This is a genomic window from Paenibacillus sp. IITD108 (assembly GCF_036541265.1).
Classification (GTDB): domain Bacteria; phylum Bacillota; class Bacilli; order Paenibacillales; family Paenibacillaceae; genus Pristimantibacillus.
The window spans coordinates 13,895-37,341 of record NZ_JAZHCT010000050.1; the positions used below are offsets into that span (position 1 = coordinate 13,895).

At 47.8% G+C, this 23,447-nt stretch carries 23 protein-coding genes and 1 riboswitch; of the genes, 17 read left to right on the top strand and 6 right to left on the bottom strand.

Translation table 11 applies throughout. The annotated features are described in order from the left end of the window. Window positions 1-14 precede the first annotated feature (14 nt). The 7 genes from rlmN to spoVM all read left to right on the top strand — a co-directional run bounded on the left by rlmN (window position 15) and on the right by spoVM (window position 6,094). Window positions 15-1,061, top strand: a complete 1,047-nt coding sequence (gene rlmN, locus V1L65_RS26630) for a 23S rRNA (adenine(2503)-C(2))-methyltransferase RlmN (protein WP_331702340.1) — start codon at window positions 15-17, stop codon at window positions 1,059-1,061. Window positions 1,062-1,074: 13 nt separating this feature from the next. Beyond that, the gene (locus V1L65_RS26635) at window positions 1,075-1,839 is read left to right on the top strand and encodes a Stp1/IreP family PP2C-type Ser/Thr phosphatase (protein WP_331702341.1); all 765 of its coding nucleotides are present in this window, start codon (window positions 1,075-1,077) and stop codon (window positions 1,837-1,839) included. Continuing rightward, window positions 1,836-4,028, top strand: a complete 2,193-nt coding sequence (gene pknB / locus V1L65_RS26640; RefSeq protein ID WP_331702342.1) for a Stk1 family PASTA domain-containing Ser/Thr kinase — start codon at window positions 1,836-1,838, stop codon at window positions 4,026-4,028. Before V1L65_RS26635 ends, pknB begins: the two co-directional genes overlap by 4 nt. Further along, window positions 4,006-4,953 (top strand): ribosome small subunit-dependent GTPase A, encoded by a 948-nt coding sequence (gene rsgA / locus V1L65_RS26645; protein WP_331702343.1) that lies wholly within the window; start codon window positions 4,006-4,008, stop codon window positions 4,951-4,953. Before pknB ends, rsgA begins: the two co-directional genes overlap by 23 nt. Before the next feature lie 2 nt (window positions 4,954-4,955). Further along, on the top strand, window positions 4,956-5,603 hold the full coding sequence (gene rpe, locus V1L65_RS26650; RefSeq protein ID WP_331702344.1) for a ribulose-phosphate 3-epimerase: 648 nt from the start codon (window positions 4,956-4,958) through the stop codon (window positions 5,601-5,603). A 10-nt stretch (window positions 5,604-5,613) separates the two neighbouring features. After that, window positions 5,614-5,895 carry a hypothetical protein gene (locus tag V1L65_RS26655; RefSeq protein WP_331702345.1) on the top strand — a complete coding sequence of 94 codons (282 nt, stop codon included), beginning with the start codon at window positions 5,614-5,616 and terminating at the stop codon, window positions 5,893-5,895. A 118-nt stretch (window positions 5,896-6,013) separates the two neighbouring features. Then, window positions 6,014-6,094: a stage V sporulation protein SpoVM gene (gene spoVM / locus V1L65_RS26660; RefSeq protein ID WP_331702365.1), complete on the top strand. Its 81-nt coding sequence runs from the start codon at window positions 6,014-6,016 to the stop codon at window positions 6,092-6,094. A 383-nt stretch (window positions 6,095-6,477) separates the two neighbouring features. Here spoVM and rpmB read toward each other — a convergent pair whose 3' ends face one another. Then, entirely contained in the window at window positions 6,478-6,666 is a 189-nt protein-coding gene (gene rpmB / locus V1L65_RS26665; protein WP_331702346.1) for a 50S ribosomal protein L28, read from the bottom strand. A 371-nt stretch (window positions 6,667-7,037) separates the two neighbouring features. Between rpmB and V1L65_RS26670 the strand changes: the two genes are divergently transcribed. The 5 genes from V1L65_RS26670 (at window position 7,038) to V1L65_RS26690 (ending at window position 12,550) form a co-directional block, all read left to right on the top strand. After that, window positions 7,038-7,397 (top strand): Asp23/Gls24 family envelope stress response protein, encoded by a 360-nt coding sequence (locus tag V1L65_RS26670; RefSeq protein ID WP_331702347.1) that lies wholly within the window; start codon window positions 7,038-7,040, stop codon window positions 7,395-7,397. 18 nt (window positions 7,398-7,415) lie between these two features. Continuing rightward, the gene (locus tag V1L65_RS26675) at window positions 7,416-9,185 is read left to right on the top strand and encodes a DAK2 domain-containing protein (RefSeq protein WP_331702348.1); all 1,770 of its coding nucleotides are present in this window, start codon (window positions 7,416-7,418) and stop codon (window positions 9,183-9,185) included. A 35-nt stretch (window positions 9,186-9,220) separates the two neighbouring features. Then, window positions 9,221-10,075: a DegV family protein gene (locus V1L65_RS26680; RefSeq protein ID WP_331702349.1), complete on the top strand. Its 855-nt coding sequence runs from the start codon at window positions 9,221-9,223 to the stop codon at window positions 10,073-10,075. A 7-nt stretch (window positions 10,076-10,082) separates the two neighbouring features. Continuing rightward, entirely contained in the window at window positions 10,083-12,188 is a 2,106-nt protein-coding gene (recG, locus tag V1L65_RS26685) for an ATP-dependent DNA helicase RecG (protein ID WP_331702350.1), read from the top strand. A 74-nt stretch (window positions 12,189-12,262) separates the two neighbouring features. Further along, window positions 12,263-12,550 (top strand): stage VI sporulation protein F, encoded by a 288-nt coding sequence (locus tag V1L65_RS26690; protein WP_331702351.1) that lies wholly within the window; start codon window positions 12,263-12,265, stop codon window positions 12,548-12,550. A 104-nt stretch (window positions 12,551-12,654) separates the two neighbouring features. Here the strand turns inward: V1L65_RS26690 and V1L65_RS26695 are convergent, their stop codons facing one another. The 4 genes from V1L65_RS26695 to V1L65_RS26710 all read right to left on the bottom strand — a co-directional run bounded on the left by V1L65_RS26695 (window position 12,655) and on the right by V1L65_RS26710 (window position 16,264). After that, on the bottom strand, window positions 12,655-13,350 hold the full coding sequence (locus V1L65_RS26695; RefSeq protein ID WP_331702352.1) for an SOS response-associated peptidase: 696 nt from the start codon (window positions 13,348-13,350) through the stop codon (window positions 12,655-12,657). 60 nt (window positions 13,351-13,410) lie between these two features. Beyond that, a complete protein-coding gene (locus tag V1L65_RS26700; RefSeq protein WP_331702353.1) occupies window positions 13,411-13,755 on the bottom strand; it encodes a YolD-like family protein in 345 nt (114 codons plus the stop codon). Beyond that, a complete protein-coding gene (locus V1L65_RS26705) occupies window positions 13,752-15,017 on the bottom strand; it encodes a DNA polymerase IV (RefSeq protein WP_331702354.1) in 1,266 nt (421 codons plus the stop codon). The genes V1L65_RS26700 and V1L65_RS26705 overlap by 4 nt, the downstream gene beginning before the upstream one ends. A gap of 176 nt (window positions 15,018-15,193) precedes the next feature. Beyond that, window positions 15,194-16,264, bottom strand: a complete 1,071-nt coding sequence (locus V1L65_RS26710; RefSeq protein WP_331702355.1) for a glycosyltransferase — start codon at window positions 16,262-16,264, stop codon at window positions 15,194-15,196. A gap of 167 nt (window positions 16,265-16,431) precedes the next feature. Then, a riboswitch (TPP riboswitch) is annotated at window positions 16,432-16,542 on the top strand. A gap of 2 nt (window positions 16,543-16,544) precedes the next feature. Between V1L65_RS26710 and V1L65_RS26715 the strand changes: the two genes are divergently transcribed. The 5 genes from V1L65_RS26715 to V1L65_RS26735 all read left to right on the top strand — a co-directional run bounded on the left by V1L65_RS26715 (window position 16,545) and on the right by V1L65_RS26735 (window position 20,211). Beyond that, window positions 16,545-16,715, top strand: coding sequence for a hypothetical protein (locus V1L65_RS26715; protein ID WP_331702356.1), 171 nt, complete (start codon window positions 16,545-16,547; stop codon window positions 16,713-16,715). Between the two features lie 28 nt (window positions 16,716-16,743). Next, window positions 16,744-17,772 carry an ABC transporter substrate-binding protein gene (locus V1L65_RS26720; protein ID WP_331702357.1) on the top strand — a complete coding sequence of 343 codons (1,029 nt, stop codon included), beginning with the start codon at window positions 16,744-16,746 and terminating at the stop codon, window positions 17,770-17,772. An 80-nt stretch (window positions 17,773-17,852) separates the two neighbouring features. Further along, a complete protein-coding gene (locus tag V1L65_RS26725; protein WP_331702358.1) occupies window positions 17,853-18,644 on the top strand; it encodes an ABC transporter permease in 792 nt (263 codons plus the stop codon). Continuing rightward, window positions 18,644-19,414: an ABC transporter ATP-binding protein gene (locus V1L65_RS26730; RefSeq protein ID WP_331702359.1), complete on the top strand. Its 771-nt coding sequence runs from the start codon at window positions 18,644-18,646 to the stop codon at window positions 19,412-19,414. Before V1L65_RS26725 ends, V1L65_RS26730 begins: the two co-directional genes overlap by 1 nt. Next, window positions 19,411-20,211, top strand: a complete 801-nt coding sequence (locus V1L65_RS26735; protein WP_331702360.1) for a TatD family hydrolase — start codon at window positions 19,411-19,413, stop codon at window positions 20,209-20,211. The genes V1L65_RS26730 and V1L65_RS26735 overlap by 4 nt, the downstream gene beginning before the upstream one ends. Before the next feature lie 57 nt (window positions 20,212-20,268). Here V1L65_RS26735 and V1L65_RS26740 read toward each other — a convergent pair whose 3' ends face one another. After that, complete coding sequence (locus V1L65_RS26740; RefSeq protein ID WP_331702361.1) at window positions 20,269-22,458, bottom strand: heavy metal translocating P-type ATPase; 2,190 nt, start codon at window positions 22,456-22,458, stop codon at window positions 20,269-20,271. Between the last annotated feature and the right edge of the window lie 989 nt (window positions 22,459-23,447).

The following is a 23,447-nucleotide window of genomic DNA, read 5'->3' on the forward strand; positions in this document are numbered from 1 at the left end:
CAGGTTGTGATAAAATGAAACCATTTATTTATGATTATACGTTAGAGCAGCTGCAGGAATGGATGGCCAACAATGGAGAGGCTTCCTTTCGGGCTGACCAGCTTTTTGACTGGATCTATGTGAAGCGGGTAACAAGCTTTGAACAAATGACGAATTTGTCCAAGCAGCTGCGTGAAAAGCTTACAGAGCACTTCCAGTTCGTTACGCTGCAGGAAATTACACGGTTTGAATCCAAAGACGGTACGGTCAAGTTTTTGTTTGGGCTGCATGATGCCCATGCGATCGAAACGGTTATTATGCGGCACAGCTACGGCAACAGCATCTGCGTAACAACACAGGTCGGCTGCCGCATTGGTTGTACGTTTTGCGCCTCCACCTTGGGCGGGCTCAAGCGCAATCTGACAGCAGGCGAGATTGTGGCACAGGTTGTAACTGCCCAGCAAATACTGGATGCGACAGATGAACGAGTATCTAGCATCGTGATTATGGGCTCCGGAGAACCATTTGAAAATTATGATGCGACTATGAATTTCCTACGCATTATGATTCATGAGAAAGGGCTTCATATCGGACAGCGCCACATTACCGTATCGACGAGCGGAATTGTGCCTAGCATGTACAAATTCGCAGATGAAAATACGCAAATAAACTTGGCGCTTTCCATACATGCGCCGAATGACAAGCTTCGCTCAAAGCTGATGCCGGTCAACCGCAGATTTCCGTTTGAAGATGTAATGGAGGCTTGCCGCTATTATATTGCCAAGACGGGCCGCCGGATTACGTTCGAATATGCTTTGATTGGCGGTGTAAATGACCAGCCTGAGCACGCTCAGGAGCTGGCTGATGTGCTTAAAGACTTGCTTTGTCATGTCAACTTAATTCCGGTCAATCATGTCCCGGAGCGCAAATATGTTAGAACGTCGCGGGATGAAATCTTTCAATTTCAACGTATTTTGGAGCAAAACAATATCAACGCTACCATACGCAGGGAGCAAGGCCACGATATTGCGGCTGCTTGCGGCCAATTAAGGGCGAAGCATATGGAATCCACTACGAGGTGATGAACGATTGTTAATGGCTAACCGCAGTAATATTGGATGCGTCCGTCAAGTCAACGAGGATCAGTCTTGGACGGGGAAGCTTAGCACAGGAACGGCGCTTGCAGTTGTAGCAGACGGAATGGGCGGGCATCAAGCGGGAGACGTTGCCAGCCGTATGGCAGTGGAAGCATTTTGCTTCGCTATGAAGTCTAATCTTCCGGGCGACGGCTTCTCCTTGCCGGAGGGCAAAATGCTTATGCGCCAAGCTATTACAGAAGCTAACAGCACCGTTTATGAGTTGAGCTCGCGCGAGGAGCGCTATCGGCATATGGGAACGACAATTGTAGCGGCGCTTTTGCAGGAAGCAAATATTATTATTGGCCACGTAGGCGACAGCAGAGCCTACAAAGTTAGCGAAGGCGCTATGGAGCAGCTGACAGTGGATCATACTCTGGTCAATGAGCTGGTGAAATCAGGTCAGCTTAGTGAGGATGAGGCAGTCAATCACCCGCGCCGCAACGTATTGACTCGAGCAATAGGAACGGATGCGCATGTAGAAATCGACGTACAGGCAGTAAAGTGGTCATCTTGCGATACGCTGCTGCTCTGCAGCGATGGATTGACAAATATGGTCAGTGAGAATGAGATCGTAGGCGCAATCATGAATGAAGAGCTGGAGCTTGAGGAAAAAGCCGACCATCTCATACAACTGGCACTGAATGGCGGTGGAGACGACAATGTAACAGTCGTCCTGATCCAGCCGTCTGCAGACAGGGAGCGAGAGGAGCGACTGCAATGATTGGACATGAATTAGGCGGGCGATATGAAATATTGTCGCGTATAGGCGGCGGAGGCATGGCGCTTGTCTACAAGGCTCATGATATTTTGCTTAATCGCAAGGTTGCGGTTAAGGTGCTGCGTCAGCAATTTGTCCATGATGAAGAGTTTATACAGAGGTTTCGCCGGGAGGCACAGTCAGCGGCAGCTTTGTCGCATCCCAACGTCGTCAGCATTTATGATGTCGGGCAGGAAGGCGAGACGCATTATATCGTAATGGAATATATTGAAGGCCGAAATTTAAATGAGATTATTAAAGAATTTGCTCCGCTGCAAGTGAAGGAGGCTGTAGGCATAGCCGCACAAATTTGTGACGCGCTTGACCATGCGCATCACAATCATATTATTCATCGTGATATTAAGCCTCATAATATATTGATAGGAAATAACGGACGAGTGAAGGTAACGGATTTCGGCATTGCGAGAGCTGTTACGTCCTCGACGATTACGCATACCGGCTCTGTCGTAGGTTCTGTGCATTATTTTTCACCTGAGCATGCCAAAGGCATCAATACGGGGGAAAAATCAGATTTATATTCTTTGGGAATTGTGCTCTATCAAATGCTGACTGCACAGCTGCCATTTCTCGGCGAAAGCCCGATCAGCGTGGCGCTTAAGCATTTGCAAGAAAACTTTGCGGAGCCTAAGGCAATTAATCCGCATATCCCGCAAAGCGTCGAAAATGTTATTTTGAAGGCGATGCGCAAAAATCCGAGCGAACGCTATGCCTCTGCCGAGGAAATGATGTCTGATCTGGAAACCTGCTTGCTTCCGGAACGGCTTCATGAGCCTAAGCTCACCTTCCATACTTTTAATGATTTGGACGAGACAATTATTATGCCTGCCATCCGCGGTGAAAATCCGTCTACGGCTGCGGCCTCTGCAATGGGCACAGGCAAACAGCCTAGTGTGAATGCAAAGCAGAATACAGCCAGACAAGACGATCATCCGCTTTTAGAAAATACAGCAGCGATGCCTGCTGCCGAGCAAGCCGGACGACCGTCTAAAAAGTGGAAGAAGCCGCTTGCTGTCGTTGGGGTGACCCTGTTTATTCTTGCCTTGATCGTAGCCGGTTTTATATGGATTCTGGACCGATTCAGCGTAGATGATGTCTTGGTGCCATATGTAATTGATAAACCGATCGAGGAAGCGAAAGCTTTGCTAGAGGAAGCGAAGCTGAGAGTCGAGTATCCGCTCATTAGGGAATTCAGCAAGGACGTGCCGAAGGACGTCGTCATAGACCAGTCCAAAAAGAACACGAAAGCGAAGGAAGGCTCCTATATTCAGCTGCACGTCAGCGACGGCCCTGAAATGAAAGAGATGAAAAACTATGTCGGTCAGCCGATCCAAGCTGTCATTGATGAGCTGACAGGTATCGGAATGCGCGAAAAAGACCAGATTATAATTAAGGAATCATTCAGCGAGGAAGCTCCAAATACAATTTTAGAGCAGTCCTTGCCTGAAAAAGAAATGTTTGATCCTACCGAAGCTATAGTTACATTTACAGTAAGCAAAGGCCGCGAGCAAGTGGAAATGCCCGAGCTGGTTGATATGAATTTGAAAACGGCACGTAATTTGCTCAAATCACTAGAGCTGGTGCTAAAAGAAGAAGATATTATATACGAAGCAAGCTATTTGGTTGAGAAGGACAAAATTATAAGCCAGGACAACCACCAGCCTGGTGATATGGTAGCTAAAGGTTCGACGATTACTATTCGTGTATCCACGGGGATTCCGGCAGATTCGAAAACGTATCAGTTCAATGTAGTTATTTCTCCAGCTAAAGTAGGTCAGTCAAGCGAGGTTAAAATTGCTTATTCTGATGCCAGAGGAGAAAATGTCGAAACAGTTTCCCGTGTCATTACAACTACTGAAACGATTCCGGTTACGGTAGTTTTGGCTCCGGACACAATTGCTAGAATTTCTATTACGCGAGATAAACAGCTGATCGATATTAAACAAATATATTATGAAGAGCTGGCTCAAGGCTCTAACAGCGGAACCGTGACGATACCGGGTGAAGAGGAAGAGCATGTGCCCGAGGAAGAGCCGGCTGAGCCGGTGGACGGCCCGCTTAATGGCAACGGGCACAATAAAGATCAGGAAAGCGAGCAGCTAAATGATGAGCATGGAAACGAACAAGAAGGATAAATCTGAACAATTGGAACAAGTAGGGACGATTATCAAGGCGCTTAGCGGCTTTTACTATGTGCGTGCCGATGATGCTTTGCGGTTTCCGTCAGAAATCCAATGCCGGGCCAGGGGAGTTTTCAAGAAGAAAGGCCTTACTCCGCTCGTCGGCGACCGGGTTCGTTTTAGCATGACAGATAATGGCGAGGGAACGGTTACGGAACTGTTCCCTCGTTCCTCCGAATTGGTCAGGCCGCCTGTTGCTAATATTGATTTGGCGATACTGGTGTTCTCCGTTACGGAGCCGTCATTAAATTTGCAGCTGCTGGATAAATTTCTTGTGCATATTGAGCATGCGGACATCCCTGCTGTGCTTTGCCTCAGTAAAAAGGATCTTGAGCAGGACGGGGATGAATCTGAGGAAGCCAAAGCGATGTCAGCCGCCGTTAACGAAATATACGGAGCAATCGGTTACGAGGTTTACAGCACGAGCGCCAAGCACAACAACGGCATTGGGGAGCTTAGAGAGAGGCTTAGGGGCCATCTCGCTGTATTTGCCGGCCAATCAGGGGTAGGGAAATCTTCCTTGCTTAATACGATCGTGCCTGGCTTGCAGCTGGAAACAAATGCGATCAGCAATCGCCTTGGCCGCGGCAAGCATACGACCAGACATGTGGAGCTTATTGATATAGGCGGAGGCTTGGTGGCAGACACGCCTGGCTTTAGCCAGCTGGATTTTGTCGAGCTTGGCGTAGACGATTTAAGCTCATGCTTTGTGGAGATGCGCGAATTGTCGCCGAATTGCAAATTTAGAGGCTGTACGCATATTCATGAACCCGGCTGCGCTGTGCTGGAAGCGCTCGAAGAGGGCAGGCTGGCACCGAGCAGGCATGAGCATTACAAGCTGTTTCTAGAAGAAATGAAAGAGAAAAAACGGAGGTACTGAAAATGGCATCAATTATTGCACCATCCATCCTATCTGCTAACTTTGCACAGCTTGGAGATGACATTAAAGCAGTCGAGAAAGCAGGTGCAGACTGGATACATATCGATGTAATGGACGGTCATTTTGTTCCAAACCTTACGTTCGGTGCGCCCGTAATAGCAGCAGTGCGAGCTGTGACTAAGCTTCCATTCGATGTGCATCTTATGATAGAAAAGCCGGAGCTGTCGATCGACCAGTATATTGCTGCCGGTGCTGACCGTATTACGATTCATGCAGAGGCTTGCGTTCACCTGCACCGCACCGTCCAATATATGAAGAGCAAAGGGCTGCCGGTTGGGGTGGCTATCAATCCTGCTACTCCGGTATCTGCATTGGAATCGATCATTCATGATTTGGACTTGGTTCTCATTATGACGGTAAACCCTGGATTCGGCGGGCAATCTTTTATTATGCATGCACTCGACAAGCTTCGCCAGCTAACAAAAATGATCAATGAAAAAGGTATCGGACATATCGATGTTCAGGTTGACGGCGGCATTAATGCAGAAACAGCCGCACTAGTTCGCGAGGCTGGCGCTAACGTGCTTGTAGCAGGCAGCGCAGTGTTTGGTGCTCCAAGCTTAGAGCAAGCTATATCATCACTTCGTTAGGAGGAGAGTTATGGAACGCTCCCGATTTATGACCGCTTTAATTGTGTGCGCGTATTCGCTGTTAGCGGGATTGTCGCTTGCGCTATTTTCTAATATTACAGAGTTTCACCGCTATATTTTTTCTTTGTTAGCGCTTTATATAGGCATTCGCTTTTTCAAAAATTTTGAGCGATTGGGTCTTCGCATTACGTTTTTCGTACTGGCTATCTTTTTCTTTTTCTTGTCAACGATTATATATGCCATGTACATATATGCTAAAGAACACCCTGAATTATTTACAAATGTGTCTTAATCCTCGAATATCCGCATACGCATAGGAATAGTACGGAGCAGCCTTGCATAGTATGAATACATAAGCGTAGGTTTTGTGACGGCCTAATTCGAAGAGCGTGTCTGAGGAGGGATGAGGCATGAAATTTTATACGATCAGATTGCCTAAATTTTTAGGCGGGTTTGTAAAAGCAATTTTAAATACCTTCCAAAAAAATTAAATATGCTGTCCTATTACTCACCTACGGTCTTTAATTGCTAAGTGCTAGCTTTATTATGAGCTTGATTCATATTGCAGCAGCCGTGGCATTTTGCTATAGGATAATGATCCGGGACATTCGCAGTAAATATAAGCTAAGTATAGGGAAGCCTATACTTACTTATATTTTTTTTACAAAAAAGCCTAAGTGTTTGAATCTGACTTGCTACCTGCTAATATTGATCTTATATTTCGCCGGCAGCTTTCCCGGTGATGGCGAGCCGCTTACCTTGTTGAATACGCAGACTGGCCATTGTTGAGCACTTGAAGCAGCTGGGGGAGAGCATGCCGGTTAATAAAAAAAGCACCTGTGATCAGGTGCTTTTGTCTATGGCTGAGCCATTACTATACGCGTTGTACTTTACCGGATTTCAGAGCGCGTGTGCTAACGTAAACACGTTTTGGTTTGCCGTCAACTAGGATGCGAACCTTTTGCACGTTTACGCCCCAAGTACGGCGGGACTTGTTGTTTGCGTGAGTAACGTTGTTGCCTGTTCCAGGCGATTTGCCTGTAAGATAACATCTGCGGGACATGACTACACCTCCTTAAAATGTTGCAATGAAAAAACGGGTTCCATATTGCGCTTAATTGAATCAATTTCATAATAGGGCTAACTGCTGTAATCAAGAAAATATAGATCGATGAAACTAAGGATCTACATCTAATCATTGCAATGAGTTATGAAATTGATTTAACCAGCAATGCGATAGCGTAATCGTATCTGTAAAAAAGCAGAATACCGACGCCTGTTAAAACACACTTGGATATCGTACCATAAATTGCGTGGTTCTTCAACCAGTATCTGCTTTGTTACAACGTTTTGTGTTACAGACTTCAATAACGTGGTAGTTTATAGTACAATGGTAATTAGTCCATACTTGAGAGGGTAAGGGAGCGTGTTAGGATGACTTTGCAGCTTAAATCCGAGCTAGGCGCTATTTATGTGTCGGAAGAATGCGTTGCAGTTATTGCAGGTTCCGCAGCTATGGAATGCTATGGACTGGTAGGCATGGCTTCGCGAAAACAATTGAAGGATGGTCTTGCTGAGCTGTTGGGCAGGGACAATTGGTCTCGCGGGGTTGTTGTAAGAAAAGAGAATGAAGAGCTGCATATTGATCTCTATATCATTGTCAGCTATGGAACAAAGATCTCTGAAGTAGCGCACAACATACAATCCAAAGTAAGATATGTGCTGAATGATGTAGCAGGTTTGCAAGTAGATCAAATCCATATATTCGTACAAGATGTAATGGTATCCAGGTAGCGGAAGGGGAATTTTTCATTGGGTAAGCGCTCTATTAACGGAACGGATTTTGCCGCCATGGCGTTGTCCGGCGCACAATATTTACAAAGGAATGCAGAATACGTCAATGCGTTGAATGTATTTCCTGTGCCGGACGGCGATACTGGCACAAATATGAACTTAACTATGGACTCTGGTGTTCGAGAGCTGAAAGGCAAGCCGTCAGAACATTTGGGTAAAGCGGCAGAAGCGTTGTCGAAAGGACTGCTAATGGGCGCACGCGGCAATTCCGGCGTCATATTATCGCAGCTGTTTAGAGGGTTCTCGCGCTCGCTCGCGGCGTATGAGGAAGCAGGAACAACTCAAATTGCGGCAGCGTTGCAGCATGGGGTAGATATGGCCTACAAGGCGGTAGTCAAGCCGGTTGAAGGTACGATACTTACCGTTGCGAAGGAAGCAGCCAAGCATGCTGTTGCCTATGCGCGCCGCAGCAATGATGTTATTGCACTTATGCGTGAAGTATACGAAAGAGCAAATGAAGCACTTCAGAAAACACCGGATTTACTTCCTGTACTTAAACAGGTTGGCGTAGTGGATTCAGGAGGTCAAGGGCTGACCTTTATTTATGAGGGCTTTTTGCGCAGTCTGCTGGAGAATGAGTCTGGCGGTTATTCTGATTCGTTATTTATGACCTCTGAAGCTGCTCTGCCTGAAGAGGTAGCTGTACCAGCAGCGGCTGTCAGACCTGTTGCAGTGCCAACTTCGGCACAAGCGAAGCTAGTGACAGACGATATTGAATTTTTATACGATATGGAATTTTTTATAAATCGCAAGCTGGCAAAAAATTCTGCAGTGTTTTTTGATGAATCCGCTTACAAGAGGGCGCTTGAAAAGGATGGCGACTCTATACTTGTTATCGTAGATGACGAAATCATCAAAGTGCATGTCCATTCGCGCAAGCCGGGCGATGTGCTTAATCTTTCTTTGCCTTATGGAGAACTTATTGATATTCATATATTGAACATGCGCGAGCAGCATCGGGATTTGCTTGAGGAAAGCCCGGCGGCTACCGTCCATGTCGATTTTTCCGCGGCTGAGCTGCTTGCAGGTCAAGCACCTGAAGGAGTGTCATTAGGACAAATCTATGAGCGCGCTCCATTCGGAATGGTTGCTGTAGCGATGGGTGAAGGCATTTCCGAGATGTTCCACGCAAGCGATGTTGATATTGTGCTGTCAGGCGGGCAGACGATGAATCCAAGCACAGAGGATTTTTTGAATGCGATAGAATCACTTTCAGCGGAGCATATTTTCCTTCTTCCCAACAATGGGAATATTATTTTGGCAGCGGAACAGGCTGCTGAATTAAGCGAGCGCAATGTAACGGTTATTCCTACAAGAACCGTGATACAAGGCTTGTCTGCCGTACTGGCCTTCAAAGAAGATGAAAGCGCAGAACGCAACAAGGAATGGATGATCAGCGCTGCTTCGCATGTACAGTCCGGTCAAGTAACTTCAGCAGTACGCGATACAGTTATCGAAGGAATTGTCATTAAGGAAGGCGATTTTATCGGCATCAAGGAGAAGGAAATCGTAGTTTCAGACGCAAGCCTTCTCGCTTCCTGCCAGGCTCTTCTGCAAAAAATGCTCGCAGATGGCGGCGATCTGCTTACTGTTCTATATGGTGAAGGCGCAGATGACGCGATTACGAAGCAGCTTTCTGCTTGGCTGGAGGAGAATTACAGCGACCTTGAATTAGAGGTTCATGCAGGAGGTCAGCCGCTGTACCCGTATGTATTTGGACTAGAATAATGCAGCGACTATGAATGAGATAGGAGAGTTAGCCTATGGGAAAGGTTCGTATCGTTACGGATAGCACCGCTGATATTCCGCAGGAGGAGCGGGAGCGGCTTGGAATTGCTATGATTCCGCTAAAAGTACATTTCGGCGAAGAAACTTATTTGGATGCAATTACGATTGGCACCGAGCAATTTTATAAAAAGCTGGTACAATCGCCTATTCTGCCAACAACGTCTCAGCCATCGCCGGTAGAGTTTACAGAAGTATACGAGAAGCTGTTGGCTGAGGAGCCGGATACGTCTATTATTTCAATCCATTTGGCAGCGGTGCTTAGCGGCACCTATCAATCCGCTACGATTGCGCAGTCGATGATTGAAGGGGAAGCGGATATTACAATTGTGGATTCCAAGTCCGCTTCTTTCGGTATTGGCTATTTAGTTGTCAAAGCTGCCGAGATGGCGCAGGCAGGCCGCTCCAAGGATGAAATTGTAAAGGAGCTTCAAAGGCTTCAGGAAGGCTTTAATTTGTACTTTCTTGTGGACACGCTTGAATATTTGCAGAAGGGCGGCAGAATCGGCAAGGCGTCAGCCCTGATTGGCTCCATTCTTAATATTAAGCCTATTCTTACCTTGGACAAGGAAGGCGGCGTGTTTCCGGTAGACAAGGTGCGCGGCTCGAAAAAAGCGATGGGCCGGATTGTGGAACTGCTTAAAAAAGATTTTGGCGATGAGCCTGTCGGCTTGACGCTGGCATGGACAGATGATACGACGGTCGCGATGGAGCTTGGCGAACGCATTAAAAGCGAATTAAACGTGAAGCAGGTTGGCTATACGACGGTAGGTTCCGTTATTGGAACGCATACGGGTCCAGGCACCTCTGCTGTATTTATGTATAAGGTGTGAAAGCAATATGGCATTCATTCATGAGGTTTCAGTAAGACAAGTTAAAGGCGTGACGGCTCTTAAAGAACAAGAGCTTCACGCCTTTGGCATACATACAATTGAAGATTTGCTGCTCTATTTTCCTTTTCGTTACGAGGATTATCGCGTGAAGGAGCTGGCGGAGGTCAAGGATGGCGACAAGGCGACTGTGCTGGGCATTGTGCGCGGCATGCCGATGCTGCAGCGGTATGGCCGCAATAAGTCGAGACTGTCTTGCAAGGTGGAGTGCGGCGGGATGCTGATTACTGCAGTATGGTTTAATCGCCATTTCCTGAAGGATCAGCTGTTTCCCGGCCGTGAACTGATGCTGACGGGCAAATGGGAGCAGCAGCGCCTGCAAATGACTGTATCGGAATCAGAATTTACTGGTGGCGCTTCAGCGACAGCATTGGCTGGCTTTGAGAAGCTCAGCCCTGATCGGTCTGCAAAAACGAGCAAAACAGATACGCTGCAGCCTGTATACTCGATTGGCGGCAGCATTACACAAGCGTGGATGCGCAAAACTATCGCGCAGGCGCTGCTGCAATTTGAGACACTTATTGATGAGGTGCTGCCTCATGAGCTGGTGGAGCAGCATCATCTGATGGCAAGACGTGAGGCGATTAGACGGATTCATATGCCTGGTGATGTTGGAGACGGGCTGGAAGCCCGCCGCCGGATGGTGTATGAGGAATTGTTTTTATTTCAGTTGAAGCTGCAAGCTTACCGTTCTTTGCACGTAAAACGCAATGATGGGATCGCTATGCCGATCGACAGCCAAACGATACGCGATTTTGCGGCTACGCTGCCGTTCGAGCTTACAGCCGCCCAGAAGCAGGTCGTTAATGAGCTGTTGAAGGATATGAGACGCAGCAGCGCAATGAATCGGCTGCTGCAAGGCGATGTAGGCTCCGGCAAAACCGTAGTAGCTGCAATCGCTCTGTATGGCGCATATACAGCAGGACATCAAGGAGCGCTTATGGTGCCAACCGAAATACTTGCCGAGCAGCATATGAAGTCTTTGCAAAAGCTATTCGCCGGCACAGGAATTGAGCTTGGACTTTTGACCGGCAGCCTGACCGAGCGGAAAAGGCGTGATGTGCTTGCAGGCCTGCAAATGGGCATGATTCATATTGCAGTCGGCACCCATGCGCTTATTCAGGAGGACGTACATTTCCATAGCCTGGCGCTTGTTGTTACCGATGAGCAGCATCGCTTTGGCGTTAATCAGCGCAGCATACTGCGTCGTAAGGGGCCCAATCCGGATGTGCTGACGATGACCGCGACGCCGATCCCAAGAACACTTGCCATTACCGCCTTTGGCGATATGGATGTGTCAACGATTCGGGAAAGGCCGCAGGGGCGCAAGCCGATCAAAACTTATTGGGTCAAGCATGACGCTTTCGACCGGGTCATTGGATTTATTCGCAAGGCGGCATCGGCAGGCAGGCAGTCTTATGTTATTTGTCCGCTTATAGAGGAATCCGAAAAACTCGAGGTGCAAAATGCGATCGATTTGCATATTCAACTGCAGCAGGCGCTGCCTGATTTGCAAATTGGCTTGCTGCATGGCCGCATGTCAGCAGTAGAAAAGGATGAAACGATGGGCGCCTTCGGCGCAAATGAGTCTCAGGTTCTTGTCGCTACAACAGTTGTCGAGGTAGGGGTGGATGTTCCTAATGCGACAGTGATGGTCATTATGGATGCAGAGCGCTTTGGCTTGTCGCAGCTGCACCAGCTGCGCGGCAGAGTGGGCCGGGGAGAGCATCAGTCGCATTGTATATTGATTGCCGATCCTAAATCAGAAACTGGCCGTGAGCGCATGAAGGTGATGACTGAGACGAATGACGGCTTTGAGGTGGCACGCAGAGATCTGGAGCTGCGTGGCCCGGGAGAATTTTTTGGCACCAAGCAAAGCGGTCTGCCAGAGTTCCGCCTTGCCGATATGGTGAGTGATTATGAGGTGCTGGAGCAGGCGCGCGATGATGCGGCAAGGCTTACGGAACGAGAGGACTTCTGGCAAGAGGAACGCTTCTCGCGCTTGCATGCAATCTTGAGCCAGGATGAGAGATTTCAAGGAGAGCAGCTTGATTAGGAAAGAAATGCCTCTATACAGCATATAGTGAATGGATGGGGTCATGGACTTAGCTGTATGGAGGTGTCAAGCTTATGAGTTATCAGAAATATGGTATTAGCCAGCAGCTTGTGGAAAGAATTAAGCGCAAAATGAAAAATCCGGCTGTAAAGGAGCGGATGCGCCTGCTGCTCAATGGTGTAACCAAATATGATCTGCAGGATAGAACGAGAGTGAAAAGGCTCGTAAAGGCTGGAGCGGCTATCGTATCAGAGAAGCTTTCAGACACGCAGGAGGAGCAAATTATTACTTTTGTGCTGGCGCAAAAAATCGATCCGAAAAATACGTTTCATTTGTTGAAGCTATGGGGAATGTTCCGTTAGCTAATAGGTAAATGTAAATATGAAAATGAAAGGCTCGCCGAATGATTGGCGGGCCTTTTGAAATATAACCATGTACAAGTTTTGAACGCTTTTATTATTCTAAGCTACCAGAGCTCAAGCTGGCCTTCAATTGCATGCCTGTCTATGAAAGAAGGTGATTCGGCGCGGGCATTTCCAACTTTGGGCGATACGGGATACGCCTCCATCTCTTCGGCAGGATAGGGCTTTAAGAGCGGAAGCAGCAGCTCGCTGCTTTGTAAGGATCGATCAAGCCAAAGCTGTTCATCCTGCTTGTTCAGCAGGACTGGCATTCTATCATGAATCGGAGCTACGACACTATTGGCAGTTGTCGTAAGGATCGAACAGCTGCTGACTTTGCTTTTATCCGGTGCAATCCAAGTATCATATATGGCGGCCATACTGAATAGCGAGCGGTTCTTCATCACAATGCGCATGGGCTGCTTGCCGCCGGATGTCAACACCCATTCGTAGAAGCCGTCGGCAGGTATAATGCAGCGCTTGCGCTGGAAGGAATCGCGAAACGCCGGTTTTGCGGCAACCGTTTCGGAGCGGGCATTAATCATGCTGCTTCCACGCTTGTCATCATCAGCCCATGAAGGAATGAGCCCCCACTTAAGCAGGCCAAGCCGATTGCTCTGCCCGTCATGAATAATAGCGGGAATTTGCTGGGAAGGAGCAACATTATATCGCGGCTGATGGAATGGAATGTTCGTTTCTCCCAGCTCGTATCTGATGATCAGCTCCTCTAAGGTTACAGTAATCGTATACCTGCCGCACATTTTCAGCGCCCCTTTGTACAGTTCCGTAATTAGATGTAATTATATTATACACCTCGGAATCTACGAAGGCGAATGAAGCTGCGCACTTTCGATGTCTGCTATTGGAAACCATTCCCCGTCAACCATAAATCTGTTTTGTGAATGATCGATATAGTCAACGATGCCGATGACCTGAAGCTGCTCGAATGGATGAAACAGAGTAATGGAAATTTGCTTGCGAAGCTTTAGCGAAGTACTCATCATGCATGAAATGAGCTGACATTCCTGCTCGTCAAGCTCGATTCGCGATCGCCGTCTAGCGGTTTCAACATGCTGGGCCAAGGCGGCCTTATGCTCAGGCAGCATCATCCGGCTTGACTCCCACATCCCGTTGCCTTCCAGCTTTTTGCTATGCTTTGTATTCATTTAAAATGACCTCCTATCAATTTGGATCGAAGTAATGCTTGGCCTGGCTGTGTTATGGATACAGCTCGAAAAATGCTGGAATCGCCATACTTGGATTTAATTGCATCCGTAGCCTTTTCCAGCGCCATCATTTTTTCCCGGTTTAAATCAAATAAAGACAGCTGGTATTCGTCGTCGGCACATAGCCCGGAAAGGCTGACCCCTACTTTACGTACGGGCAAGCCGTTCCAATGCTTCATTAGCAGCTTGACGGCGGTATCATAGATGCGGTTAGTAATGTTGGTCGGGTCGAGCATTTTCATCTGGCGATGAAAGCCGCGCGGACGCTCGTAATCTGCGCCCATGCAGCTGACCGAAACCACGTAGCCCACATAGCCTTTGCTGCGGCAGCGCTGGGCAACAAGCTCCGTCAGCTCAAGCAGCACGATTTTGATTTCGCTTGCGCTGCTGTAGTCTTGCGGCAGCGTCATCATATGCCCGATTGATTTGGGCACTGTTTGGGCGAGCGTCGTTGTTACAGGGCTGTCGTCAATGCCGTTGGCGATGCGCCAGTACAGCTCCGCATTAATATCGGAATCGCGCCCGAATTTGCGGCGCATCATTTGCTTCAGCTGCTCCAGCGGGGTAGAAGCGAGATCGCCGATCGTTTCGAGCCCCATCATGTTCAGATGGCGATTCATGCGGCTGCCAACCATGAACATGCGAGCAATCGGCAGCTTCCATAGCTCCTCCTTCATTTGCCGGCTGCCCATTGTATAAATGCCACTGCTGTTCTTCTTGGCGAAATTGTCGCAGGCCATTTTGGCTAAAATTTTGTTGGAGGCAATGCCAAAGCGAGTGTAAATGCCAGTTTCGGCAAGCACGCGCGCTTGAATCGTCTGGGCGAGCTGCTCTGCTGTCCCATAAAGATGGAGGGTGGAGGTTACGTCAAGAAATTGTTCATCGATAGAATAGGGCTCCACAATGTCAGTAAACGATTGATAGATAGTTGTAATCATAAGCGAGACATCAATGTAGAGCTGCATGCGGGGCTTAGCAACGATCAGCTCCGGGCATTTGGCGAGTGAATCGCCAAGCCGTTCAGCTGTCGTAACGCCGTATTTTTTTGCTACGGGGCAAGCGGCCAAAATGATGCCTGAGCGCCGTTCGGGATCGCCGGCTACAACAAGCGGCAAATGCTTTTGCTCCGGCCGCTCGGCTTTTTCAACAGAAGCATAGAAGGATTGGCAGTCTGCAAGCATAATAATCCGGTTCGCTGCCATGATCAAACACTTCCCCTCTCACTTTTAAGAACATGTGTTCTATAATATTATATACAGAACGCACGTTCTTATTCCATATCATATTATGGAAAATAAGCTGGAAATGTTCGACATATATACATGCAAAAAACGAGCAGATGCCCGCGAGGAAGGCATTGCCCGTTTTTTGTTGCCTGCTATTGCGCAAGGTTATTAAAGTAGTTCTCATTAAACTTTACACTTGGATGCTCGGGATTCAGCTTTTTTGTCTCTTCATGATGCGCTAAAGCGCGCTCGCGGTCGCCTATTCTGTCGTAGCATACGGTGAGCTGAAGATGCGGCAGCCACGTCCAGGAGGCATGATCGATCGGGCTAAGCAGATGAGCAGGAACCTCCAGCAGCGTAGCTTGGCGGAACCAGTGTATCGCTTGCTGCCAGCGTCCGCTTTCCATAAAAACATTGCCGAGCTGACAGCAAAATTCTGCCCGTGGCAGGTCATAGACTAATGTTCTGAATAAAGCTTGCATTTGTTTTTCCCGCTGCATCAACTGACCGTAGCAAAATGCTTGCTTCATGCATGCGCCGATTTCATCCTCAACCCAGCCGAGCCTCGTATTCAAAAACTGCTCATACATATCGATTGCTTCGGCATATCGTCCATTGTCACGCAGCTCATTGGCAAAATAGTATTGGTCTCGCGGCGAGAAATTTTCTCCTTTTTCTTTACGCTTCAAATAAATTTGCAGGTTGCGGTCGGTATGTGTACGCTCCTTGCGGTGCCGCACAGCTATGTCACTGTTATATACACTGCCGGACACGGCTAAATATTCATGGACAGGCCCATGCCACTGAAAGCCGCAGCTTCTGCGTACAAGGCGATTTCTGCGCAGACTGTATACAGGATTGCCTTTTTGATCGACCGTAAGCACATAATTCATCGTGACGCTGTCGTAGTCAAACGGCTTTTGCTGCTTCAGCGCAAGCAGTCCTTGCAGGTCCTCATCCCCCAGCACATCATCTGCATCCAGCCACATAATAAACTTTTGGGTTGCTTTGCTGAAGCTGAAATTGCGAGCTGCCCCAAAATCGTCTATCCAAGGAAAGTCATATACTTTAGCGCCGAAGGATTCGGCAATTTCTTTGGTGCGGTCGGTTGAGCCGGTATCTGCGATAATAATTTCATCCATGGCTTCTTTGACGGAGGCGAGGCAGCGCCCAAGGCTTTCCTCCTCGTTTTTGACAATCATGCATAAGCTGATGGTAATCATGCGTTTCTAATCCCTCCCATGCCAATAGCGTGTATGAAAATACACGTATGATATAAAGTATGACGAGCTTCTTGAAGTGTGCGCATGACAAAAAAGAAATTATTTGCTATGATAAGTATGCTTCAAATGTTAAGAGTCTTTAATTAGGCGCTCTTGGCATGGCTTATAAGTATGTACTGGGGAGCTGGTTGGACCGGCTGAGAGGGGATGCTTTACATTCCGACCCATATACCTGATCCGGATAATGCCGGCGTAGGAATCGTCTTGCATACTGTCCATATTGGCGTCCTTCTCATATGCAGTTGGCGTCAGCGTGACAATTATTCGTGCAGACAGCGTTTCTCCGGATCGGGAGAAGCGCTTTTTTTTGTGCGAAGGAGACGGTTTGCCGGCGAGTAAGCTGCTGCTCCAAAGGTGCTTGGTGCATTTGAAGCAGGCAGAGAAAGGATAGGCAGGAAATAGAGAAAGGGGCAAGTCAAATGAGAAAATATGCTGGAAGATGGACAAAGGGGATTACGGCAGCTATGCTGGCAGCTTTGCTTATTATTTCAGGCTGCGGCGGCAAAAAAGAGAATAACCAGACAGGAGAGAGCAGCGGGAAGCAGCTGAAAAAGGTGCAGCTTTTGCTCGATTGGTCGCCAAATACGAATCATACGGGAATTTATGTCGCTCGTGACAAAGGATATTTTGCGGAGCAAGGTCTTGATGTTGAAATTATAATGCCTGGCGACGATGGTGCGAATCCGGCAGTAGCTGCCGGTACAGTGCCATTTGGCGTAAGTTATCAGGAAACAGTAACGATGGCGCGTGTAGAGGGGCTGCCTATTGTGTCGGTCGCGGCGGTTATCCAGCATAATACGTCAGGCTTTGCATCGCCGAAGGAGAAAGGAATCGATTCTCCCAAAAAGTTCGAAGGAATGCGTTATGGCGGTTGGGGAGCACCGGTAGAGGAAGCGGTTATAGACTCGATTATGCGTACTCAGGATGCTGATATTGAAAAAGTAGAGCTGCTGAGTATTGGAGATGGCGATTTCTTTACAGCTGTCAAGCGGGATATTGATTTTGCATGGATTTTCTACGGCTGGACAGGTGTCGAGGCGGAATTGCGCGGGGAAGAGCTGAATATGGTTTATTTGACAGATTACAGTGAGAAACTGGACTATTATACGCCTGTTATTGTTACGAATGAAAAAATGATTGCAGAGGAGCCGAAGGTAGTTGAATCCTTCGTTGCTGCTGTTGCGAAGGGCTATCAGTTTGCAATCGAAAAGCCGGAAGAAGCAGCGGACGTATTGATAAAGGCAGTGCCGGATTTGAATGAAGAGCTTGTACGCGCAAGCCAAAAATGGTTGAGTCCTTATTACAAGGATGATGCGCCGCGCTGGGGAGAGCAGAAGCTGAGCGTATGGCAAAATTACGCTGACTGGATGCATGAAAACAAGCTGCTTGATGGCGAATTGGATGCAGAGAAGGCGTTTACGAATCAATTTTTGCCAAGCGGCAAGTAATATTGATGAGAGGATGAGCAGCATGGCTAACGCATTAATACGCATTCTGCTGGTGGATCGATTGCTGGAGAAATATCCAGATGGCCAGTAATCATGGAGGAAGACGAGGAATATGGCGAAAAATATGGCCGCCGGCCGTTGTGATGCTAGGCTTGCTGAGCGTATGGCAAGCTAGCGTATCGCTGGGGTTGTTCTACAGCTGGATCGTGCCCTCGCCATGGGCGGTCGTGCAGGAATCGATAAAGATAGGGCCGCGGCTGGCGGAACATACCGGCTCTACGCTTCGCCTTACGCTGATGGGCTTTGGCTTCGGTGCAGCGGGCGGCTTTCTATTATCGATGCTGCTGCATCTAGTCCCGCTGCTGCGCTCGGCCCTGTACCCGCTCCTCATATTGTCTCAAAATGTGCCGCTTGTCGTCATTGCTCCGCTGTTGACGCTGCTGCTCGGATATGGATTGCTGCCGAAGGTGCTGCTTGTTACGATGGTTTGCTTCTTTCCGGTGGCCATTGCCATGCTAAGCGGACTTTCCGGAACGGACCAGGTGCTGCTCAATTATATGCGCATGATCGGCAGCAGCAAATGGCAGCTGTTTTGGCGCTTGGAGCTGCCTTATTCGATTAATCATTTATTTTCGGGTCTCAAAATCGCGGCTACATACAGCATGCTGAGCGCTGTTGTAGCGGAGTGGATATCACCCAAAAACGGTCTCGGCGGTTTTCTTATATTATCCTCGCGCAGCTACAAGCCTGAACGGGTATTTGCAGCCGTTATTATTATAGTTGCGATCAGCCTGCTGTTATTTGGCCTCGTATCATTGGCAGAACGATTCATCGTGCGCTGGCGGACGCAGAAGGAAGGGGGCTTGCAGTAATGCTTGAAGTATCGCAATTAAGCAAATCATTTGGCGGCCGCAGGCGCGGCGAAGCCGGCAAGCTCATACTTAATCGATTGTCTCTGCGCGTATCGGAAGGAGAGTTTGTATCGATTATCGGTCCCTCTGGCAGCGGCAAGACGACTTTGTTTCAGCTTATCGGAGGACTGGAGCTGCCCGATGAGGGAGAGATCAGTATTGCCGGCGCAACGGTAACGGGCCAGCGAGGCCATGTTGCCTACATGCCGCAGCAATCAGCGCTGCTGCCTTGGCAAACGGTTCGGCGCAATATCGAGCTGTCGCTAACGATTTCAGGCATGCCTGCTGCTGAAGCAAGACAGCAGTCACAGCAATGGCTGCAGCGGATCGGTCTCGGCGAGTATGCAGATGCTTATCCGCAGGTGCTTTCAGGCGGGATGCAGCAGCGGGTATCCTTTTTGCGTGCACTGCTGTCCCCTAAGCCGCTGATGCTGCTGGATGAGCCTTTCGGCGCGCTTGATGCACTAACGAGAATGGAGATGCAGCAGTGGCTGCTATCAATATGGGAGGCCAATCGCAGATCGGTGCTGCTTGTGACGCACAGCATTGACGAGGCGCTGCTGCTGTCCGACCGCATTATTGTATTATCTGCTGCTCCGGCCGTTGTTTTGCAAGAGCTGGCGGTTCCGTTTTCACGCCCTCGCAGCAATGAGCTATGGGCAGAGCCGGCATTCAATGAGCTGAAGCGTCATATTTACGGCTTGCTGCATAAAGGGGTGGAGAGCGGATGACGAAGCTGGCTTGCATAGATGCTCATATTCATTTGGATATGTATGAGGAAAGGCGTCAAAAGAGTCTGCTTGCTGATGCGAAGCAAAGCGGCGTTGAAGCAGTTGTCGCAGTATCGATGCATTTGGCGTCATGCAAGGCGACGAGAGAACTGGCCAGCCGCCATACGCCGTATATTATTCCAGCGTATGGCTATCATCCGGAGCAGCCTGTTCCCGGCAAGCTGGAGGCGGATAAGCTGTTTGATTGGCTGCAGCAGCGCTATGCAGCTGGCGAACAGTTTGCCATTGGCGAGGTAGGGCTTCCCTATTATCTGAGAACAGAGAAGGCTGAAGCGGGCGAGCTGTTTGATGAACAGCCTTATGTTGATCTGTTAGAACGGTTCGTGGAGCTTGCTGCCAAATGGAATCGGCCAATCGTGCTGCATGCCGTGTATGAGGATGCAGCCAAAGCCTGCGAGCTGCTTGAGAAGCATCGGGTGACGAAGGCGCATTTTCATTGGTTCAAAGGAGATCGGGCTGTTGTAAGAAGAATGGCCCAGGCAGGCTATTATATATCTGTAACGCCCGATGTGCAGTACGAGGAGGAGATCAAAGAGCTGGTACGCCAGTATCCATTGGAGCTTATAATGGTTGAGACGGATGGACCATGGCCATTCGAGGGCCGCTATGAAGGACTGGAAACTGTTCCGGCTATGGCACTGGATGCAGCAGTTTGTATCGCTGAATTAAAAGGCTTGCCGGCTGAGCAGGCAGCTGCAGAATTGCTGGCAAATACGAAAAGGTTTTATGGTATATAAATTAAAAAGAAGAACTTGCGTGTCAGCAGGTTCTTCTTTTTTGTAGCTATAGTAAGTTCAGCTTGTTCGCAAACGCTTTTTACGACTGATCAAAATCGTCAAGCTGACCAGCGTTACAAATATAGTCGCTCCCATATCCGAAAGTATCGCTATCCAAAGCGTAAGCCAGCCTGGAATCGTGAGCAGCAACGCTATTAATTTCAGCCCAAGCGATACGGAAATATTAAATGAGATGATGCGATTGACACGCTTGGCTACGGAGATTGCTTCAGGCAGCTTGACCAAATGATCCTGCATAAGCACAATATCAGCCGTTTCTATAGCGCTGTCTGTGCCTTTGCCCATTGCGATGCCCAGTTGTGCGGTAGCAAGTGCGGGAGCATCGTTGATCCCGTCACCGATCATAGCAACCTTGCCCTGGCCGGCAAGTGTTTTCACTTTAGTTACTTTATCCTCAGGCAGCAGGCCGCTGAACCATTTCGTCAGGCCTATTTCTGTGGCTACTTTGCTTGCCGATGCTTCATGGTCGCCGGTCAGCATAACAGTGTTGGCAATGCCAAGCTTGCGGAGCTGTGCAATAATAGAATGGCTTTCTTCTCTAATCTCATCGGCGATGCCGAACATGCCCAGCACAGCGGTTTCACTTGCAACGAGCACAATAGTAAGTCCATTAGCTTTCCATTTATCTATTTGCGTTTGCACGGAATCTGGCAGCTCCAAATGTGTAATATTGCTTTCGCTGCCGAGCCAATATGGCGTCCCATTAAGGGAACCTGTCAGCCCTTTGCCGGCTACAGCCTTTAGTTCTTCCATAGCAGGAAGCTCTATATGCTGTTCATCGACATGCTTCATAATAGCTTTTGCAAGCGGATGTGATGAGGATTTCTCCATTGCGCCGGCGATCATTAGGAAGCGTTCGTCGAAGCTTTCTTGTTCGACAACGTGCGGTTCACCCTTTGTAAGCGTACCTGTTTTATCAAATGCAATCGTATCAATCCGGCCAAGCTGCTCCAGATGGACGCCGCCTTTTATAAGAATGCCAGCGCGTGCTGCCCGTGTAATACCAGAGACAATTGCGATAGGAGAAGATAAAATTAGCGCACAAGGACAACCTACGATAAGAACAGACAGCCCTTGATACAGCCAATCCATCCAGCTGCCGCCGAAAAACAGTGGAGGCAGAACTGTAACCAGCACCGCGACGACAAGTATGAAAGGCGTATAATACTTGGCAAAGCGATTGATAAACAGCTCAGTAGGCGTCTTTGTTTCTTGCGCTTCTTGAACTAGATGTAAGATTTTTGCTAGAGAGGAGTCCTCATAAGCTTTATCAATTTGGACAATTAACTGTCCATCCTCATTGATCGTTCCGCCAAATACATGACTGTCGGCTTGCTTATCGACAGGCATCGATTCTCCGCTTATTGCTGCTTCATTTATTGAGCTGAACCCTGAAAGGACAGTGCCGTCGGAAGGTATTTTTTCGCCGGGTTTAATAATAACGGTGTCGCCGGCCTGCAGCTCAGAAATAGCAACAATATATTCGTTTCCGTCGATCAGCTTTGTAGCTTGACTAGGAGCTGTATCGAGCAAAGCTTCCATCGATCTTCTTGCTTTCTCCATGCCGTAGCCTTCGAGCAGCTCGTTAAGGCCGAATAGGATGGCGACAAGCGCTGCTTCCTTCCATTCCCCAATGCTGGCAGCGCCGATAAGGGCGATCGTCATAAGCGTATCAATATTGAATTTGAGCTTAGTTAATTGAATAAGTCCGCGAATAAAAGTGGTATAACCGCTTAACACGATAGCAGCAATAAAAGTTCCAATTACAATATACGGGCTAACGGCTCCGTCAAGCAGCAATGCTGCTGCATATAATATTGCTCCGCCAATTACCTTCATTAGCATAAAACGTTGATTGCCATGATCATGGCTATGTCCATCCTCATGAGTGTGCCCATCTTCATGACTGTGCTCATGCCCGTCACTACCGGAGTGGCTGTGTGTATGATGCTGGCTGGAATGAGCAGCTGCCTGCCTTGAGTTAGCTGGATAGGAGCGGGCAATTGAAGCGCCGTCTTTTTTTAAAATACGCTTAATATCTTCCATAGATACTTCGGGATCGACGGTTAATTTACCGGAATTATAGCTGAGCGTTGCACTGTCTCCATGTTGAAGCTGTTTAATTTCTTCTTCAAGCCTGCTTGCGCAACCGGCACAGGATAAGCCTTGAATACGATATTGGTTCATTGTTCTCACCCTTCAAAACAACATATGAGTATTTATTCATATGATATTCCAAGCTGTAATATTTGTCAATTAAATAGGATAGGCAAATTTGTTAATTTGTATGTACATAAGCAAAAATGGTTATCAGCCTTTGAAAATCTTGTGTGAGAATAGCACGTGTAGTGTTTATGTGCAAATACAGGTTTCGGATGCTTGCGTTGTGAATCAATAGGAAAACAAAAAGAGGTGTCGGAGGAAATTCCTCTTTAACACCTCTTTATGACAATCTTATTCCTGAAATGCGACATTGACATTAATTTTTTACAGGGACGGGTTCCTCGTAAAACCAAGATATATGCGTGCAGCGATGACAAACTAAAATAGATGCATTTTTGTTAGCCCAGTCAAAGCCGAAAAAAGTAGCTCCACGGGAATTAAGCTGTCGATAATCTTTAGTAAAGCTGTCATTATGGCAAATGGGACAAGTAATTAATATTCCATTAATAGCAAAATTCATTGATCCTCAACCCCTCCCAGCTTAATAATAGTAATACGAAATATTGGTAAGTAAGTTGCAAATAGCTGATGCCGCAAGACAAGAAAGCATATTAATCCAAGCTGCATCAAAACTGGATATGGACGATCATAAGGACGTATATAAGCGAATTAAAGAAATATCTCAGAGATCAACAAATATAACCAGCTATCAATAATTGACAAGTGTGAAGTTATTAGGTATCTTACTTTTCGGCAGATGATAATCGGAGAATATGAAGAAGCTCTTAATATAATAGAATTAATAAAAACGTTTGCCAAATTAAACCTTATATCATGCTGTGAAATCTACTATGGATTCTACTTTTTAAGCTTATAAATTTTAAGGGTGTATTTATAAAGATGCGACAGCTTTCCTAGCTGGTCAGAGGATCCGTTATTATTCCTAAAATCGCAGTTTCGGGGCGGCTAAATGACAGACGTTCCGTTATTGATCCATAAATTGCAGAAAAAAC